Genomic DNA, 19057 nt, shown 5'->3' on the forward strand with positions numbered 1-19057 from the left:
AAGGAGTGAACAAAAGATGGCAAATGGGTTACCGAAAGATCCTATGCTGTTACTTAGTGTAGTCAATACAAAACTCAGAGATTATTATCACAATCTGGATGCTTTATGTGATGATATGAATGTAGAAAAAGAAGAAATTGTGAATACTTTAAAAACCATTGATTATGAATATGACGAAAACAGACATCAGTTTGTCTAAATCCATGATTACTAATTGATTCTAAAATAATACAAAGGAGCAAAAAGAATGCTTAATAATGTTAATTACGATATAGATATTACAAAAGAGCCGCCGGCGGATGATACTGCCCGTCAGTATTATTTCATCGAAAAGGCAAAGGCATATGTACAGCGTGAATCCGAAGAACTTGGTCGTCCGCTGACGTTCTGCGTTACAACCTTTGGTTGTCAGATGAACGCGAGAGACTCTGAAAAGCTTTGCGGAATCCTGGAAAAAATCGGTTACGTAGAAGCTGCGGAAGATGAGGCTGATTTTATCATCTTTAATACCTGTACAGTAAGAGAAAATGCCAATATGCGTGTCTACGGACGACTTGGCCAGTTAAAACCAAGAAAAAAGAAAAATCCTCATATGATGATCGGTCTTTGCGGATGCATGATGCAGGAACCGGAAGTCGTAGAAAAGTTAAAGACGAGTTATCGCTATGTAGATATTATTTTTGGAACGCATAATATTTTTAAATTTGCCGAACTCATCGTCACACGTTTTGAATCGCAGCGTATGGTGATCGATATCTGGAAAGATACCGATAAAATTGTTGAAAACCTTCCGAATGACCGTAAATTCTCCTTCAAATCCGGAGTAAATATCATGTTTGGATGTAATAACTTCTGCAGTTACTGTATCGTACCATATGTACGTGGAAGAGAAAGAAGCCGTGATCCTGAGGCGATCATATCCGAAATCCGCCAGCTTGTTGCAGATGGTGTTGTTGAGGTTATGCTGCTCGGCCAAAATGTCAATTCTTATGGTAAGAATCTGGAACATCCGATTACATTTGCCCAGCTTCTTGAAAGAATTGAACAGATCGAAGGACTGGAACGCATTCGCTTTATGACGTCTCATCCAAAGGATCTATCCGATGAACTGATCGAAGTCATGGGCAAATCCAAAAAGATCTGCAAACATCTGCATTTACCGGTACAATCCGGAAGCAGCAAGATTCTGAAGAAGATGAATCGTCATTATACAAAAGAACAGTATCTGGAACTGGTAGAAAAGATCAGAAGATCAGTACCGGATGTTTCTCTTACTACCGATATCATTGTTGGTTTCCCTGGTGAGACAGAAGAAGATTTTGAAGAGACAATGGATATCGTAAGAAAAGTCCGCTATGACAGTGCATTTACTTTTATCTATTCAAAACGTACCGGAACACCGGCTGCAGTTATGGAAGATCAGGTGCCTGAAGATGTGGTCAAAAATCGTTTTGACAGATTATTAAAAGAAGTTCATTCCATCGCATCAGAAGTATGCTCTGTTCATGAAGGAACTGTTCAGACAGCATTGATCGAATCAGTCAGTGAACACGATCCATCCATGGTGACCGGACGTTTAAGCAACAATCTGCTGGTACATATCAAGGGAGATAAAGGAATGATCGGACGTCTGGCAGATGTCAGACTGACTGAATGCAAAGGTTTCTATTATCTGGGAGAACTGGCAGAATAAATGTATTATAATTAACCATAAAAGCGCTCAAACTATGTAGTATCAACAAGATAGTGAGGGCGTTTTTATATGAAAAAAATCAGTGAGTATTTATTTTTATGGGGTATCGGAGGATGGATCTACTATTCGCTGGAAATCATCTTCCGTGGATTTTCACATTGGTCCATGTTTGTACTGGGCGGAATCTGTATGATGTTTTTCACGTACCAGGGAGAACTGGTACACTGGCAGGATGATTTTCTAAGGCAGGTGCTGCGGTGCAGTATCTTTGTAACAGCAATGGAATTTATCACAGGTATCATTGTAAATAAATGGTTTGCACTTCATGTATGGGATTACAGCTGTATGCCATTTCAGTTATTCGGGCAGATTTGTCTGCCGTTTGTGATATTGTTTGCCTGTCTTTGTGCTGTTGGAATCTATCTGAGTGCCAATATTCTGCATTTGTTATATGGAGAAGACAAACCACAGTTTGTGAGAAAAACTATCCTTTTAAATTCAAAATATAAATGCTATAATGAAATGTAAAAATAAAATGACAAGAGGAGAAGAAAAGTGGCAGAATTAACACCAATGATGCAGCAGTATATGCAGACGAAAAAAGAATATCCGGACTGCATCCTCTTTTATAGATTGGGAGACTTTTATGAGATGTTCTTTGATGATGCACTGACCGCATCCAAAGAACTGGAGATTACATTAACCGGAAAAAACTGTGGACTCGAAGAACGCGCACCGATGTGTGGTGTGCCATATCATGCAGTAGACGGATACCTGAACCGACTGGTATCCAAAGGTTATAAAGTAGCAATCTGCGAACAGATGGAAGATCCGGCAACTGCAAAGGGACTGGTTAAAAGAGATGTTGTAAGAATCGTAACACCCGGAACCAATCTGGATACTCAGGCATTAGATGAGACAAAGAATAATTATATTATGTGTATCGCCTATGCATCAGATCATTACGGCGTATCAGTTGCCGATGTATCAACCGGCGAATACATGGTAACCGAGATCGAAAATTCAGAAAAATTATTTGATGAGATCTACAAATTCATGCCTTCAGAACTGATCTGCAATGAAGCGTTCTATATGAGCGGAATGGATTTTGAATTATTGAAAGAAAAACTTGGAATTACCGTATATTCCCTGGATTCCTGGTATTTTGATGATGCAATCTGTGAACGGATATTAAAGGAACATTTCCATGCAGGGACAATTGAAGGATTGGGACTTGCCGACTATGACTGTGGCGTGATCGCAGCCGGCGCACTCATGCAGTATCTGGTAGAGACACAGAAAAGAGATTTATCACACATTTCTCATCTGACAATCTACGCAGCCGGAAAATATATGCTTCTGGATAGCTCGACGAGACGTAATCTGGAGTTGTGTGAAACACTGCGCGACAAGCAAAAACGTGGTTCCCTTCTCTGGGTACTGGATAAGACAAAGACCGCAATGGGCGCAAGAACATTACGCAAATACATTGAACAGCCGTTAATTGACAAAAATGCAATTGAAAAACGACTGGATGCCGTAGATGAACTGATGAAAAATGCGATTTCCAGAGAGGAGATCAGAGAATATCTTTCACCGGTTTACGATCTCGAACGACTGGTATGCAAAATCACATATCAATCTGCCAATCCAAGAGATCTGATCGCATTCCAGACTTCACTTGCCATGCTTCCACATATTAAGTGTATCTTAAGTGACATGCAGACACCGCTTTTAAAGGAACTGTATGAAGAGCTGGATACATTGGAAGATCTGTGCAAGCTGGTTAGTGATTCTATCAGGGAGGATCCACCGATCGCCATGAAAGAAGGCGGTATCATAAAAGATGGATACAATGCAGAAGTCGACAAACTCCGCAATGCCAAATCCGACGGGAAGGACTGGCTTGCCAAACTGGAAACAGATGAGCGGGAAAAGACAGGAATCAAGAATCTGCGTATCAAATACAACAAAGTATTTGGCTATTATCTGGAAGTTACCAATTCTTTTAAAGATCTGGTACCGGATTATTATACAAGAAAGCAGACTCTTGCCAATGCAGAGCGTTATATCATTCCGGAATTAAAAGAACTGGAAGACACGATTCTTGGTGCGGAAGATAAACTGTACGCACTGGAATACCAGCTTTATTCTGAAGTCAGAGATACGATTGGAAAAGAGGTCGTACGTATTCAGAAGACAGCCAAAGCTATTGCAAAATTAGATGCATTTGCCTCACTTGCACTGGTTGCGGAGCAGAATAATTACGTCAGACCGAAGATGAACGATAAAGGACTGATCGACATCAAAGACGGAAGACATCCGGTAGTAGAAAAGATGATTTCCAATGACATGTTTATTTGTAACGATACATATCTGAATGATAAAAAGGATCGTATTTCCATTATCACAGGACCAAATATGGCCGGTAAATCAACCTACATGAGACAGACTGCGCTGATCGTCCTGATGGCGCAGATTGGTTCATTTGTTCCGGCTTCATCCGCTAACATCGGTGTGGTTGACCGCATCTTTACACGAGTGGGTGCATCAGATGACCTTGCAAGCGGCCAGAGTACTTTCATGGTCGAGATGACGGAAGTTGCTAATATTCTCCGTAATGCGACAAGTAAGAGTCTTCTGATCCTTGATGAGATCGGTCGCGGAACCAGTACTTTTGACGGTTTAAGCATTGCCTGGGCAGTGATCGAGTATATCAGCAACAGCAAATTGCTTGGGGCAAAGACGTTATTTGCAACACATTATCATGAACTGACTGAGCTTGAAGGAAAAATTGAAAATGTCAATAATTACTGCATTGCCGTAAAAGAAAAAGGTGATGATATCATTTTCCTGCGTAAAATAGTAAAAGGTGGTGCTGATAAGAGCTACGGAATTCAGGTCGCAAGACTTGCCGGAGTTCCGCAGTCAGTTACGGACAGGGCGAAAGAAATCGTAGAAGAACTGGTGCAGGCAGATGTAACCGGACGTATCAAGGACATTGAAGTGCAGGGACAGGAATCTTCCAAACAAAAAACAAAGCATTTTGATGAGGTAGATCTTGCCCAGATGTCATTATTTGATACCGTAAAAGACGACGACGTAATTAAGGAGATTAAGGATCTGGATCTAGCCAATCTGACTCCGATCGACGCATTAAATACATTATATCAGCTTCAGAACAAGCTGAAAAACAGGTGGTAAACGATGAGTAAAATTCAGGTGTTAGACCCGATTACAATTGATAAGATAGCAGCAGGAGAGGTCATTGAAAGACCCGCTTCTGTTGTAAAAGAACTGGTAGAAAATGCCATCGACGCAGGTGCTACGGCAATTGTGGTAGAGATAAAAGAGGGCGGGATTTCCTTTATGCGCATTACAGATAACGGATGCGGGATTGAACGGGATGACGTCCGTTCTGCATTCTTACGGCATTCAACGAGTAAAATCCGTTCTGTAGATGATCTGGTCCATATCGGTTCACTGGGCTTTCGCGGTGAAGCGTTATCCAGCATCTCTGCAGTTGCACAGGTAGAACTGATTACCAAGACCAGGGACCAGACCTTCGGAACTTTATATCGTATCGCAGGCGGCAAAGAGGAAGACCTTGAAGATACCGGAGCACCGGACGGAACGACATTTATTATAAGGCAGTTGTTCTATAATACTCCGGCCAGAAGAAAATTTTTAAAGACACCTATGACTGAAGCAAGTCATGTAGGAGATCTGATGACAAGACTTGCACTTTCGCATCCACACATTTCTTTTCAGTTTATCAACAACGGACAGTCGAAATTGCATACATCCGGCAACGGCAAACTCAAAGATGTGATCTACCATATCTATGGACGTGATATCGCAGCAAATCTTCTAAAAGCAGAATACGATGCAAAAGGCCTGAAAGTCACAGGATTTCTCGGGAAACCAATCATTTCCAGAGGAAACCGTAATTTTGAAAATTATTATGTCAATGGAAGATATGCCAAGAATAATATCATTTCCAGAGCCATTGAAGACGCATATAAAGATTTTACCATGCAGCACAAGTATCCGTTCGTGGTACTGCATATCGAGATTGACGGTGAACATGTAGACGTCAATGTACATCCAACTAAAATGGAACTGCGTTTTAATAACCAGCAGGAAGTATATAATGCCATCTACTCAGCGGTTGATCAGGGTCTTCACGAGAAAGAACTGATCCCGCATGTGGAGATGCCGGAACCAAAGCCGGTTGTTTCCAATACACCGGCATATGCGCCGAAACCAAAGACTGGATCTGTTTCTCAGACCCCGGCGGCGGTCCAGACAGGAGCAACATCAGGAATGACTGGTGGTGTAACATCCGCATCGATGCCGCAACGGAAAAAAGCAATTGTGCCGCCTCCGCAGGAGCGTGATCTGGAATACTTCATGTCCAGGATGAAAGAACGGGTTCTGGCAGAGCATGAAGAGAAGAAGAGAAGAGAAAAGATTGCAACAAAGCAAGCAGTACATACGACAGAAAATATAGCAGAAAATATTTCGGTAAAAGAAAGCCCGTCGTTTTCTTCTGCTTCAACACCTTCAAACGTAGCAGAAGAAAAAATACCTTACATGCAGAATGCATCCAGCAAATCAAAAATAACAATGTCGACGAATACAGACGAAACAACTAAACCAGAACCGTCTCTTACGGAAACACCGAAACAGATGGAGCTTTTTGAAGATCATCTGCTTACAAGAGAGGCCATGCAGAAATATAAAGTCGTTGGTCAGGTATTTGAAACCTATTGGCTGGTAGAATATGATAACAGCCTGTACATCATCGACCAGCATGCGGCGCACGAACGGGTTCTGTATGAAAAGACTTTAAAATCCATGAAAACCCGGGAATTCACCTCACAGATGATCAGCCCTCCGATCGTACTGAACTTAAGCATGCAGGAAGCAGAGCTTCTGAACACCTACATGGATCAATTTACAAGGATTGGATTCGAGATTGAGGAGTTTGGTCAGGATTCTTATGCCGTCCGCGCCGTACCAGATAATCTGTTCAGTATTGCAAAGAAAGAACTGCTGATCCAGATGTTGGACAGTCTTTCGGATGAAATTACCAGAAATCAGTCTCCGGATCTCATCGACGAAAAGATTGCTTCGATGTCATGCAAAGCTGCCGTAAAGGGCAACATGAAACTGTCGGTGCAGGAAGTAGATGCGCTGATCGGTGAACTGCTATCACTGGACAACCCGTATCACTGCCCACACGGAAGACCTACCATTATCGCAATGACAAAACGAGAACTGGAAAAGAAATTCAAGAGGATTGTGTAAAATGAAAAAGAAACCATTAGTAGTACTAACAGGGCCTACGGCCGTTGGCAAAACAAAAGCCTCCATTGGACTTGCAAAAGCCATCGGAGGAGAAATCATTTCTGCTGACTCCATGCAGGTGTATGAATATATGGATATCGGTTCCGCGAAGATACGTCCAGAAGAGATGCAGGGGATTCCTCATTATCTGGTAGACGAATTAAAGCCATGGGACGAATTCCATGTAGTCCGTTTCCAGCAGATGGCAAAAAAAGCTATGGAACAAATCTACGCTAACGGTCACATTCCAATCATTGTAGGAGGGACCGGATTCTATATCCAGGCATTACTATATGACATTGATTTTACCAGCACTTCACAGGATGACAATTATCGTCAAGACCTGGAAAATCTGGCAAAAGAAAAAGGGGCGGAATATCTGCACAATATGTTACGCGAAATTGATCCAAAGTCCGCTGAAGATATTCATGCCAATAATATAAAACGTGTGATCCGTGCGCTTGAATATTATCATCAGACCGGTCAGAAAATGTCCAGACACAATGAAGAAGAGCGTCAGAAAGAGTCTCCGTATGAATTTGTTTATTTTGTTCTCAACGCACCAAGGGAACAGCTTTATCAGAGAATTGACCGACGTGTGGATCAGATGATGAGCGAAGGGCTTGTTGAAGAAGTAAAACGGCTGAAAGAGATGGGCTGTACCAAAGAGATGGTTTCAATGCAGGGATTAGGATACAAAGAAATACTGGCATATCTGGACGGAGAGTATGCTCTTGACGAAGCAGTATATACAATCAAACGCGATACCCGGCATTTCGCCAAGAGACAGCTTACCTGGTTCCGGCGTGAGCGGCAGGTCACATGGATCCAAAAAGAAAAATATGATTATGACGAAGAAAAAATCTTAGAAGCAATGATTTCACATCTGGAGGGAAAAATATGCTAAAGAAAAAACTGAGGGGTAAATCAAAGTTTTTGCGAAAAATGAATGAATTAATGGAAATTTATTCACGCAATCAGGATACAGCATTTGCATATCGCGAACTTCTCGGACTGGAACCGCTGATCAAGTACGAGGGAGAGAGGGCCATGTTCGATCTTAACAGAGCTTCGCTCTTATATGATATGGAAAGATACCGCGAAGCGGAAAATGTGCTTCGCCGCATTCCGTCCATCAATCCGATGTTTGATGCGATGTGCGAATCCCTGCGGTTTAAAATTTTAGATGCAAAATAAACAGATGATAAATTTTTCAGAAAGAAGGATAACAGACAATTATGATACCAATGAACACAATTTATAATGAAATGGGCATTCGTGAAACAGTCCTTTCATTTGGAAAAAATATAGAAAAAAATCTGAAAGACAGATTCGAAAAGATAGATGAGATTGCAGAATACAATCAGTTGAAAGTAATAAAAGCCATGCAGGACAACCGTGTCAGTGCCGGATGTTTTAATTATGCCAGCGGATATGGTTATGATGATCAGGGCAGAGATACACTTGAAAAAGTATATGCGTCTATTTTTCACACAGAAAGCGCACTTGTACGTCCGCAGATCACTTGCGGAACACATGCTCTGTCACTCGCACTTGCGGCAAATCTAAGACCCGGAGATGAACTTCTGGCACCTGCCGGAAAACCGTATGATACTTTGGAAGAAGTGATCGGTATCCGGCCGTCAAACGGTTCGCTTGCTGAATACGGCATCTCATATTCCCAGGTAGACCTTCTGGCAGATGGCACTTTTGATTATGAAAACATCAAAAAAGCAATCAATGATAAGACAAAAATGGTAGCAATCCAACGTTCCAAAGGTTACCAGACCAGGCCGAGTTTCTCCGTAAAGCAGATTGGAGAACTGATCACATTTGTAAAAGGGATCAAACCGGATCTTGTCTGTATGGTTGATAACTGTTATGGCGAATTCGTTGAAACAATTGAGCCAAGTGATGTCGGAGCAGATATGACCGTTGGATCTCTGATCAAAAATCCGGGCGGCGGTCTTGCTCCGATCGGTGGATATATTGCAGGACGTGAAGATTTAATTGATGCCTGCGGATATCGCCTGACTTCTCCTGGACTCGGAAGAGAAGTAGGCGCATCGCTTGGTGTGATGAAGGATTTCTATCAGGGATTATTCCTTGCGCCGACAGTATCTGCATCCGCATTAAAGGGCGCAATTTTTGCAGCAAATATTTATGAAAAACTTGGTTTCCCTGTAATTCCAAACGGGACAGAAAGCCGGCATGATATTATTCAGGCAGTAGAATTCGGAATTCCCGAAGGTGTAATTGAATTCTGCAAAGGAATTCAGGCGGCCGCTCCGGTGGATTCTTATGTTACACCTGAACCGTGGCCGATGCCTGGATATGATTCGGATGTTATTATGGCCGCCGGTGCATTTGTCCAGGGATCGTCTATTGAATTGAGTGCAGATGGTCCGATCAAGCCTCCATATGCGGTATATTTTCAGGGCGGACTTACCTGGCCACATGCAAAACTGGGAATTCTGATGTCTTTAGAATATCTGGTCCGCGCAGGAATCGTAACCTTATAAATTTATAAAAATCTATGCAGAAAAAGAGGATTTGCAGATGAAGAAAATAGCAATCATTGGCGGCGGTGCTTCCGGTCTTGTAGCTGCGATTGCAGCTGCAAGATCAAACCAAAAAGTTCAGATTACGATATATGAGCAAAAAGATTCTGTCGGGAAAAAGATTCTCGCAACAGGAAACGGAAGGTGTAATCTGACGAACAAAGATATGAAATCTTCTTATTACCGCAGTGAAAATATTCCATTTGTTGAAGAAGTGTTAGAGCAGTTTGGGTATGAAGATACCATACGCTTTTTCTCATCTCTCGGACTTATGGTCAAAGAAAGAGGAAATTATGTCTATCCACATTCAGATCAGGCATCTACCGTTCTGGAATTATTAAAACTGGAACTTCACCGGCTTGGCATCAAAATTCTTACCGGTGTTCAGGTAACGGATATTACCCCGATATCGTCCGGCTTTATGATAAAGCTAAATACAGGAAAACAGAAAGCGGATGCTGTAATTCTGGCCTGTGGTGGAAAGGCCAGTTCAAAACTGGGATCTGATGGCAGCGGATACACACTGGCAAAGGGCCTGGGACATACAATGGTTCCCGTGGTTCCGGCGCTGGTACAGCTTAAGGTCAGGAAAAATCTATTCGCCAAAGCAGCCGGTGTCCGAACCGATGCTTCCGTAACCGCAATCTGTGACGGGAAAGCCATTGCTTCTGACCGCGGAGAATTACAGCTTACAGCGTATGGAATTTCCGGAATTCCTGTATTTCAAATCAGCCGCTATGTTGCGAAAGCTTTATATCTCAAGCAAAATGCAAAGGTTAAAATTGACTTTCTGCCTGAGATGTCAGAAAACGAATTTTTATCCTTTCTTTTAGAAAGAAAAGAAGGGCGGGAGCAAATGACCTGTGCGGATTATCTTCTTGGGATCTTCCACCAGAAACTAATACCGAGATTTTTAGAGCAGGCCCGCATCCGTATGCACACGCTGGTTCAAGAGTTGTCCGAAACGCAGTTCAAAAGCTTTGTGCAAGCGGTTAAGCAAAACGTAGTACTAATTGATACTACTAACGGTTTTGACAATGCACAAGTGTGTGCAGGAGGGATTTCCACTATAGAGCTTAGTGCCAGGACAATGGAATCCAGATATATAAAAGGCCTGTATCTTACAGGCGAACTTCTGGATGCAGATGGAATCTGCGGTGGTTATAATCTTCAATGGGCATGGGCAACCGGCTATCTGGCCGGCAAGGCAGCTGCGGATACGCAGTGATTTTTACAAAGATAACAAAAAGGAGTAAAACATGATACGGATCAATCAGTTAAAATTAAACATTGCACATACACAATCAGATCTGGAACGAAAGATTTTGAAAACACTTCATATGAAAAAAGAATATCTTCAGGGATACAAGATCAGACGCCAGTCCATTGACGCACGTAAAAAGCCAGATCTTTATTATGTTTATTCCGTGGATGTCCTGGTAAAAGATGAGGCAAAAATCAAAAAAAGCATCAAGAGTAATCAGATTCAATTTCAGGCGAAAGAAGATGCTTATAACTTTCCTGCAAACGGAACCAGAGAGTTCCAGCACCGTCCTGTTATCATCGGGACCGGACCTGCGGGACTATTCTGCGGATATATGCTTGCAATCCACGGATACCGGCCAATCCTTCTGGAAAGAGGGGCCGATGTCGATCAACGCACTAAAGACGTAGAAACCTTCTGGAAGACCGGAACATTAGACCCTTCATCGAATGTTCAATTCGGTGAAGGCGGTGCTGGAACATTCTCTGACGGAAAACTTAACACTCTTGTTAAAGACAAATCAGGGCGGAACCACGAAGTTCTCCGCATCTTTGCCAGACATGGTGCTCCGGAAGCGATCACATATCAAAGCAAGCCGCATATAGGAACAGATATTTTGTCCCGGGTTGTAAAAGAAATGCGTGAATGTATCTGTGCGCATGGCGGAGAAGTACGGTTTCATTCACAGGTCACTGATATCCAGACCGTTACAACAGGGAACACAAAAGTGCTCCGCAAATTAGAAGTATACGATCTCAAAAAGCAGGAAAAATATGTTCTCGATACAGAGCTTGCTGTTTTTGCAATCGGTCATAGTGCCCGTGATACATTTGCCATGCTGCACCAACACGAAGTACCTATGCAGCCAAAAGCATTTGCAGTAGGAGTCCGCATGGAGCATCCTCAGGAAATGATTAATAAAGATCAATATGGAGAGCATTATCCGGACTTTCTGCCCGCAGCACCGTATAAACTTACGACAAATCTGAAAAACGGAAGAGGTGTATATACATTTTGTATGTGTCCCGGTGGATATGTAGTAAATGCCTCTTCCGAACCTCATCGCCTTGCTGTTAACGGAATGAGTTATAGCAAGCGAGACGGACAGAATGCCAATACCGCCGTTATCGTTACCGTAACCCCGGAAGATTTTGGAAGCAGCCATCCACTTGCCGGCGTTGAATTCCAAAGAAAATTAGAAGAAAATGCATATCGGGAAGGAAACGGCAAGGTTCCGGTACAGTTATTCGGTGATTTTTGTAAAAATATACCTTCGCAAAAATTAGGTGATATTATTCCACAGATAAAAGGTATGTATCAGCTTGCTAATGTCAGACGCATTTTTCCTGAGATCATTGCGGATTCATTACAGGAAGGGGTATGCATATTTGATCAGAAGCTTCCTGGATATGCAAGAAAGGATGCTGTCATTTCAGGAGTTGAAAGCAGAACATCTTCGCCGGTCAGAATCATAAGAGATGATTCTCTGCAAAGCGAGATCCGCGGAATCTATCCTTGTGGAGAAGGCGCGGGTTATGCCGGCGGCATTACATCTGCAGCCATGGATGGAATAAAAATTGCCGAAATGATTGCCGGCACATATCGCCCGTTAGAGACAAAAAAATAAAAATTTTTTATGAAATATGCTCACTTTATGTAGAAAATTGAAAAGAAGTTTAAGAATTTTTTAATATCATAAACCTATACACTTTTTCTGAAATGTGATAAAATGTATTGAGTTTTTTAGATAGGAAAAACGAGGAGGAGTACATATGAAAGGTGCAGGGAGTAAGAACGCCTGGGCTTTATTTCTGCTTATTCTGGCAGGAGTAGTTCTTGGTGGCTTTATCGGGATGCTGGCAAAAGGGGTGCCGGCCTTATCCTGGCTGAGTTATGGACAATCCTTTGGAATAGACGAGCCGATCGTCCTGGACCTGGGAGTGTTAGTCATAACATTTGGTCTGTCGATAAAGATAACCATGGCAAGTATCATTGGCGTGATTCTTTCCATTATCATATATCGTTTCTTATAGTTTACAGAAAGGTAGGTCCCTGACTTTACTTCTGTGAACGTCGTGCGAATCTAAAGAAAATATGAATCAATCTAATACCATGAGAGAAATGCCGAAAGACGAGCGGCCATATGAAAAATGTGCACGTCTGGGAGCGGACAGTTTAAGTGACGTTGAATTATTGGCGGTATTATTAAGAACAGGAACTCAGGGTGAAAATGCAGTAGACCTTGCAAGAAGGGTCCTGTATCATGCCGGCGAAAACGGAATCCTCGGGATTCACCAGTTTAATGTTGAACGTTTGAAAAAGATCAAGGGAATCGGTCAGGTAAAAGCAATTCAGATATCCTGTATATCGGAACTTGCAAAAAGGCTTTCCAAAGCTTCATATGAAGAAACCGTATGTTTTACCGAACCGAAAACGATTGCACAATATTATATGGAAGATTTAAGACACGAGAAACAGGAACATATGAAATTATTGATGTTAAACTCGAAGGCAAAGCTTCTCGGCGAAACCAATATTTCAAAAGGGACAGTAAATGCATCCCTTATTACACCGAGAGAGCTTTTTATAGAAGCATTGCAGAAGAATGCGGTATCAATTATAATTTTACATAATCATCCAAGTGGTGATCCGACTCCAAGCCGTGAAGATATGTTGACAACAAAAAGAATTCTGGATGCGGGTGCGCTTATAGGAATTGATTTGTTAGATCATATTATTATTGGCAATAATTGCTATATGAGTTTTCGTGAGGAGGGCATGCTGTAAATTCTGCAAACAAGATAGAAGAAAGGATTCTGTCAGATGGCAAGAAATGTATACGGGCTGGACCTTGGTTCTTATGATATAAAGGTCTACGATAAGAAAAAAGATACGATCTGGAAAGAGAAAAATGTAATTGCATTTAAAGATAACCGGGATCGCGATATTTTTGCAGTTGGAGATGATGCATTCAGTATGTATGGAAAAGCACCATCCAATATAGAAATCACATTTCCTATGGAGGCAGGTGTCATTTCCAGATTTAATGACATGCAGTTTCTGCTTCAGAACCTGTTAAAAAGGGGACGTCAGTTTTCGCGTGGTTCTGAATATGTGATTGCTGTTCCAACGGATGTAACAGAAGTAGAAAAGAAAGCATTCTTTGATCTGGTAATCCATTCAACGGCAAAAGCAAAAGAAGTAAACATTGTAGAGCGGTCTATTGCTGATGCAGTAGGTCTGAATCTTGATATTCAGAATACAAAAGGTATCATGATTGCGAATTTTGGAGGCGAAACAACCGAGTTATCTGTACTGGCCGGTGGAGGTATGGTTTTAAACCGCCTTGTAAAGGTCGGCGGTCTGACGTTTGACCAGGGGATCATCAATCTTGTAAAACACAGTCACGATTTTTTGATCGGACGGCAGACGGCAGAAGTACTTCGAAGAAATTTCAATGTATTTACGGGTGATTCCGATTCTATATTATCGGTGGCCGGAAGAGATCTGATCACAGGTGTACCGATGCGAAAGCCTATTTCTATTATGCTTGTCCGTGCGGCAATGAAGGATCCTCTGCTTGAATGTGTAAAAGCAATACATTCTCTTTTAGACAGGACACCTCCTGAGGTTCGCAAAGCAATTTATGAAAACGGGATTTTCCTCACAGGTGGACTTGCAAATATGCCAGGCCTCGAAATATATATCGAGCAGATGGTTGGAATCAAATCAAGGACAGCTCTGGAACCGGATACCTGTGCGGTAAATGGGCTGAAGCGTATTATTATGTCAAAAGATTTGAGAAAACTTACATTTTCAATGATAGAAGATAATTATAGGTGGATGAGATAATGAAGACAAAAAATCAATCTTCCCTTCCAAGTAAATACTGGCTGATCATCGTAATCGTCATCTGTGTTATTCTGATGGGGGTAGAACGTATTACCGGAGGGAACGGACCAATCAGTTTCATTGCAAATTATACAGTAATTCCTATGCAAAAAGGTATCGGATATGTAGGACGTTATATGAGCGATCTTTCCGATAATTTTGAGACACTGCAGGATATGAAAAAGGAAAACAAAAAATTACAATCCAAAGTAGATGATCTTACAATAGACAACACCAGACTCCGTCAGGATCAGTATGAACTGGAAAGACTCCGTGAATTATATAAACTCGATGAAAATTATTCGGATTATAAAAAAATCGGCGCACATGTAATTTCCAACAGCGGTTCTAACTGGTTCAGCGACTTTACGATCGACAAAGGGAGCAAAGACGGAATCAAGAAAAACTGTAATGTTCTTGCAGGCAGCGGCCTTGTGGGAATTGTAACAGAAGTCGGACCTCATTACGCCCGGGTACGTTCTATTATAGATGATGAAAGTAATATCAGTGCAATGCTTCTTTCTACTTCAGATACCTGTGTGGTAAGAGGTGATTTAAAACAGATGGAAAATGGAAGAATCCGTTTTGAAAAGCTTGCTAATAATGATAATAAGATTGAAGTTGGAGAACAAGTCGTTACTTCGCATGTCAGCGACAGATTTCTTCAGGGACTCTTTATCGGATATGTCAGTGATGTAAAAGTAGATTCCAATAACCTGACACGTTCCGGATACATTACACCTGCTGTTGATTTCAGCAAACTTCAGGAGGTTCTTGTTATTACAACGACCAAAAGCGAACTCATCAAACAGGAATCCGGAAACACCAAGGGAGAGTAGCATATGAAAAGAAAACTTATCACATTTTTCATTATCATTATCTGCTTTTTATTAGAATGTACCGTTTTTCACAGATTGGCATTCGCAACGATCAAACCCAATCTGTTGATTATCGTTACTTCTTCGTTCGGATTTATGAGAGGGAAAAAAGAGGGCCTTGCCGTTGGATTTCTGTCCGGTTTCCTGACAGATGTATTCTGGGGAAACACTCTCGGTTTTTACACCCTGCTTTTTTCGGTAATTGGTTACATGAACGGGTCATTTCGAAGACTCTTTTACGATGATGATATCAAACTTCCTATCGCACTTATTGCGATCAGTGAATTGATATACGGTTTAGTTACATACTTCTGTATGTATCTTTTGCAGGGGGATTTTGCTTTTGAAGCATACCTGAGACAGATCATTATGCCAGAACTTGTGTATACCATTCTGGTTACTCTGATTCTGTATCAGATCATATTACACATTAACAAGAAACTGGAAGCAGAAGAGCAAAGGAGTGCAAGTAAATTTGTATAGTTTATGGGAACGGATCAAATCCGGCATTGCAGAATTCGTACAATCTCGAATATTTGTATTAATTATTGTCTTTTGTATTACATCGGCAATCCTGGTACAGAGAATATTCTATCTTCAGATTGTCAAAGGGCAGGAATATCTTGATGATTATAAACTGCAGATTCAGAAAACAAAAGAAATACAGGGTACCCGTGGTAATATCTATGACCGGAACGGTAATCTGCTGGCATATAATGAATTGGCATATTCCGTTACAATCGAAGATAACGGATCTTATGACAGCATAGCACAACAGAATAAAGTTTTGAACAAGACGATTTCTTCTGTTATTAAAATGGTCGAATCGAACGGAGATACCGTTATCAATAACTTCGGAATCATTTTGGACAGTAATAACAATTATCAGTTTGTTGCGCAAAATGAGACTCAGAAATTACGTTTTATTGCCGATGTATATGGAAAATCAACCATCGACCAGCTTTCTAAAAAACAGAAAGCAACAACGGCAGATGAACTTATTCATTATCTCTGTACGGATAAACAAAAGTTCGGAATTAATGAAAAGGAGATGGACAAGTCCACTGTACTAAAACTGATCAATATTCGTTATCAGATCTGGCTGAACAGTTATCAGAAATATATCTCAACCACAATCGCTGAAGATGTCAGCGATGCCACAGTTGCGGATATTATGGAAAATCTGGACAAATTATCAGGAATCAATGTAGAAGAAGAATCACTTCGTAAGTATGCTGACAGTAAATGTTTTGCAAATATTATCGGATATACCGGTCAGATCTCGCAGGAAGAGTATGATGCTTTAAGCGATGCCGATCAGGAACGATACAGCAAAACTGATACTGTAGGTAAGGCAGGACTTGAAAAGGCGATGGATTCTCAGCTTCAGGGTAAAAAAGGAAGCGAGAAACTCTATGTTAACAACGTAGGTAAAGTTATCAAAACCGTAAAAGGAACAAATCCGAAAGCCGGGAATGATCTTTATCTGACGATTGATGCCAATCTGCAGAAAGCTGCCTACAATATTCTCGAGCAGGAACTTGCAGGAGTTCTTCTCGCCAAAATTCAGAACTCTCTTGATTTTGACCGCAATAAGGTAGAAGATGGAAGTGACGTTATCATCCCGATCGGTGATGTATATAACGCAATGATCAATAATGATGTGCTTGACATGACACACTTTACGGATCCCGATGCCGGAGAAGCTGAAAAAGAAGTTGCCTCTGCATTTTCTATAAGAAAAGAAGAAGTTAAAAATACACTGACAAAAGTGCTGAATGATTCAAAAGCTGCCGCATACAAAGATCAGCCAAAAGAAGTCCAGGCGTATCTGACATACCTGGTATCTGATGTACTGACTAACGGTACAGGCGTCTTGATGTCAAAATCCATTGATACTAAAGATGCTACGTATAAAGCCTGGAAAGATGAAGAATCTATTAATGTTTATACGTATTTGAATTATGCAATTTCAAAGAACTGGATAGATACTTCTTTATTAAAAGACTATATAAAATCCAACGAACAATATTCCGATTCCGGAGAAGTATATCAGGGAATCATAAATTATATTCTGGATTATATAAATACCGATAACAATTTTGACAAACTGATCTACCGTTACATGATAAAATCAGGAACTATTACCGGCAGACAGATATGTATGATGTTATATGAGCAGAATATTCTGGATAAAAAAGATAATCAGTACGACAGCTTAAAAGCCGGAAGCATCGGTGCTTATGATTTTATCCGCAGCAAGATCCAATCACTGGAAATTACCCCGGGACAGCTTGGACTTGAACCATGTACCGGATCTTTAGTTGCAACAGATCCGAATACTGGTGAAGTACTGGCCTGTGTATCATATCCGGGATATGACAACAACCGTCTTGCAAATACTATGGACTCCGATTATTATAGTAAACTGCTTACAAATCAGTCTCGTCCATTTTATAATAATGCAACTCAGGAAAAAACAGCACCAGGTTCTACCTATAAGCCGTTATCTGCTATCACCGGTCTGACAGAAGGTGTTATTGATGTAAATACTTACCTTCCGTGCGCAGGTGTATATAAAAAAGTTACACCAAATCCAAAGTGCTGGATTTATCCGTCTGCTCATGGCAACCTGAATGTATCGCAGGGAATTCAACATTCTTGTAATGATTTCTTCTATGAAGTCGGATACAGACTTGGCCTTAACAGTACAGGGAATTCAAAATTAGATAATGATACTTCTGACGGAAAGAGTACTCAGAATTACTATTCAAGTGAAAGAGGAATTGCAAAACTGCAGAAATATGCAGAAGAATTCGGACTTGGAGATACTTCCGGTATGGAAATTCCGGAATCAGATCCGCAGATTTCCGATGACAACTCTGTATTATCCGCTATCGGACAGGGAACCAACAACTATACAACCAGTCAGCTGGCAAGATATATTACAGCTGTTGCAAATAAGGGTACTGTATATAATTTAAGTCTTTTAGACAAAGTGACTAATCCGAAGGGAAAGACAGTAAAAGATTATACACCGGAAGTAAAAAATAAAGTAACCGATGTATCATCTACTACATGGCAGGCAGTTCACGAAGGTATGAGAGCAGTGGTAACATCCGAAGACAAAGATATTTTCACAAAATTAAATGCCAGCGGTGTACAATTATCCGGTAAAACAGGAACAGCTCAGCAAAGTCAGACTCACCCAGATCATGGTCTTTTTGTAGGATTTGCTCCTAGTGACAGTCCACAGATTGCATTTGCAATACGTATCGCCAATGGTTACAGTTCAACTTTTGCAGCTGAAGTTGGTAATAATGTCATGGAGTATTATTATAAAGTTACTCCGGAAAATGAACTGATCACCGGAGAGGCTTCCAATATCGGAACTGGATCAAACGGTGGAGATTAAAGA

Annotated in this window: 16 protein-coding genes; all 16 read left to right on the forward strand. The window is 41.2% G+C overall.

The window, feature by feature from the left end; all coding sequences use genetic code 11:
- Positions 1 to 16 precede the first annotated feature (16 nt).
- Positions 17 to 199 (forward strand): DUF4250 domain-containing protein, encoded by a 183-nt coding sequence (locus NQ508_RS06975; RefSeq protein WP_006426587.1) that lies wholly within the window; start codon positions 17 to 19, stop codon positions 197 to 199.
- Between the two features lie 48 nt (positions 200 to 247).
- On the forward strand, positions 248 to 1693 hold the full coding sequence (gene miaB / locus NQ508_RS06980; protein ID WP_006426586.1) for a tRNA (N6-isopentenyl adenosine(37)-C2)-methylthiotransferase MiaB: 1446 nt from the start codon (positions 248 to 250) through the stop codon (positions 1691 to 1693).
- 69 nt (positions 1694 to 1762) lie between these two features.
- Entirely contained in the window at positions 1763 to 2221 is a 459-nt protein-coding gene (locus tag NQ508_RS06985) for a putative ABC transporter permease (protein ID WP_006426585.1), read from the forward strand.
- Positions 2222 to 2248: 27 nt separating this feature from the next.
- Positions 2249 to 4897 (forward strand): DNA mismatch repair protein MutS, encoded by a 2649-nt coding sequence (gene mutS, locus NQ508_RS06990; RefSeq protein ID WP_330370975.1) that lies wholly within the window; start codon positions 2249 to 2251, stop codon positions 4895 to 4897.
- A gap of 3 nt (positions 4898 to 4900) precedes the next feature.
- Entirely contained in the window at positions 4901 to 7006 is a 2106-nt protein-coding gene (gene mutL, locus NQ508_RS06995) for a DNA mismatch repair endonuclease MutL (RefSeq protein WP_006426583.1), read from the forward strand.
- A gap of 1 nt (position 7007) precedes the next feature.
- Positions 7008 to 7952: a tRNA (adenosine(37)-N6)-dimethylallyltransferase MiaA gene (gene miaA / locus NQ508_RS07000; RefSeq protein WP_006426582.1), complete on the forward strand. Its 945-nt coding sequence runs from the start codon at positions 7008 to 7010 to the stop codon at positions 7950 to 7952.
- A complete protein-coding gene (locus NQ508_RS07005) occupies positions 7946 to 8242 on the forward strand; it encodes a hypothetical protein (RefSeq protein WP_006426581.1) in 297 nt (98 codons plus the stop codon). Before miaA ends, NQ508_RS07005 begins: the two co-directional genes overlap by 7 nt.
- A gap of 41 nt (positions 8243 to 8283) precedes the next feature.
- Positions 8284 to 9567 carry a methionine gamma-lyase family protein gene (locus NQ508_RS07010; protein WP_006426580.1) on the forward strand — a complete coding sequence of 428 codons (1284 nt, stop codon included), beginning with the start codon at positions 8284 to 8286 and terminating at the stop codon, positions 9565 to 9567.
- Positions 9568 to 9604: 37 nt separating this feature from the next.
- On the forward strand, positions 9605 to 10834 hold the full coding sequence (locus NQ508_RS07015; RefSeq protein WP_006426579.1) for a BaiN/RdsA family NAD(P)/FAD-dependent oxidoreductase: 1230 nt from the start codon (positions 9605 to 9607) through the stop codon (positions 10832 to 10834).
- Positions 10835 to 10865: 31 nt separating this feature from the next.
- Positions 10866 to 12497 (forward strand): NAD(P)/FAD-dependent oxidoreductase, encoded by a 1632-nt coding sequence (locus NQ508_RS07020; RefSeq protein ID WP_006426578.1) that lies wholly within the window; start codon positions 10866 to 10868, stop codon positions 12495 to 12497.
- A gap of 145 nt (positions 12498 to 12642) precedes the next feature.
- Positions 12643 to 12903, forward strand: a complete 261-nt coding sequence (locus tag NQ508_RS07025) for a DUF4321 domain-containing protein (protein ID WP_006426577.1) — start codon at positions 12643 to 12645, stop codon at positions 12901 to 12903.
- A 61-nt stretch (positions 12904 to 12964) separates the two neighbouring features.
- The gene (radC, locus tag NQ508_RS07030) at positions 12965 to 13657 is read left to right on the forward strand and encodes a RadC family protein (RefSeq protein ID WP_006426576.1); all 693 of its coding nucleotides are present in this window, start codon (positions 12965 to 12967) and stop codon (positions 13655 to 13657) included.
- A 36-nt stretch (positions 13658 to 13693) separates the two neighbouring features.
- Positions 13694 to 14722, forward strand: coding sequence for a rod shape-determining protein (locus NQ508_RS07035; protein ID WP_006426575.1), 1029 nt, complete (start codon positions 13694 to 13696; stop codon positions 14720 to 14722).
- Complete coding sequence (gene mreC, locus NQ508_RS07040) at positions 14722 to 15600, forward strand: rod shape-determining protein MreC (protein ID WP_006426574.1); 879 nt, start codon at positions 14722 to 14724, stop codon at positions 15598 to 15600. The genes NQ508_RS07035 and mreC overlap by 1 nt, the downstream gene beginning before the upstream one ends.
- A gap of 3 nt (positions 15601 to 15603) precedes the next feature.
- Complete coding sequence (gene mreD / locus NQ508_RS07045; RefSeq protein ID WP_006426573.1) at positions 15604 to 16122, forward strand: rod shape-determining protein MreD; 519 nt, start codon at positions 15604 to 15606, stop codon at positions 16120 to 16122.
- Positions 16115 to 19054, forward strand: coding sequence for a penicillin-binding transpeptidase domain-containing protein (locus NQ508_RS07050; protein WP_242654651.1), 2940 nt, complete (start codon positions 16115 to 16117; stop codon positions 19052 to 19054). The genes mreD and NQ508_RS07050 overlap by 8 nt, the downstream gene beginning before the upstream one ends.
- The last annotated feature ends 3 nt before the right edge of the window (positions 19055 to 19057 follow it).

Origin of the sequence: Dorea longicatena, assembly GCF_025150085.1 — a bacterium.
Taxonomy (GTDB): Bacteria; Bacillota; Clostridia; order Lachnospirales; family Lachnospiraceae; genus Dorea_A; species Dorea_A longicatena.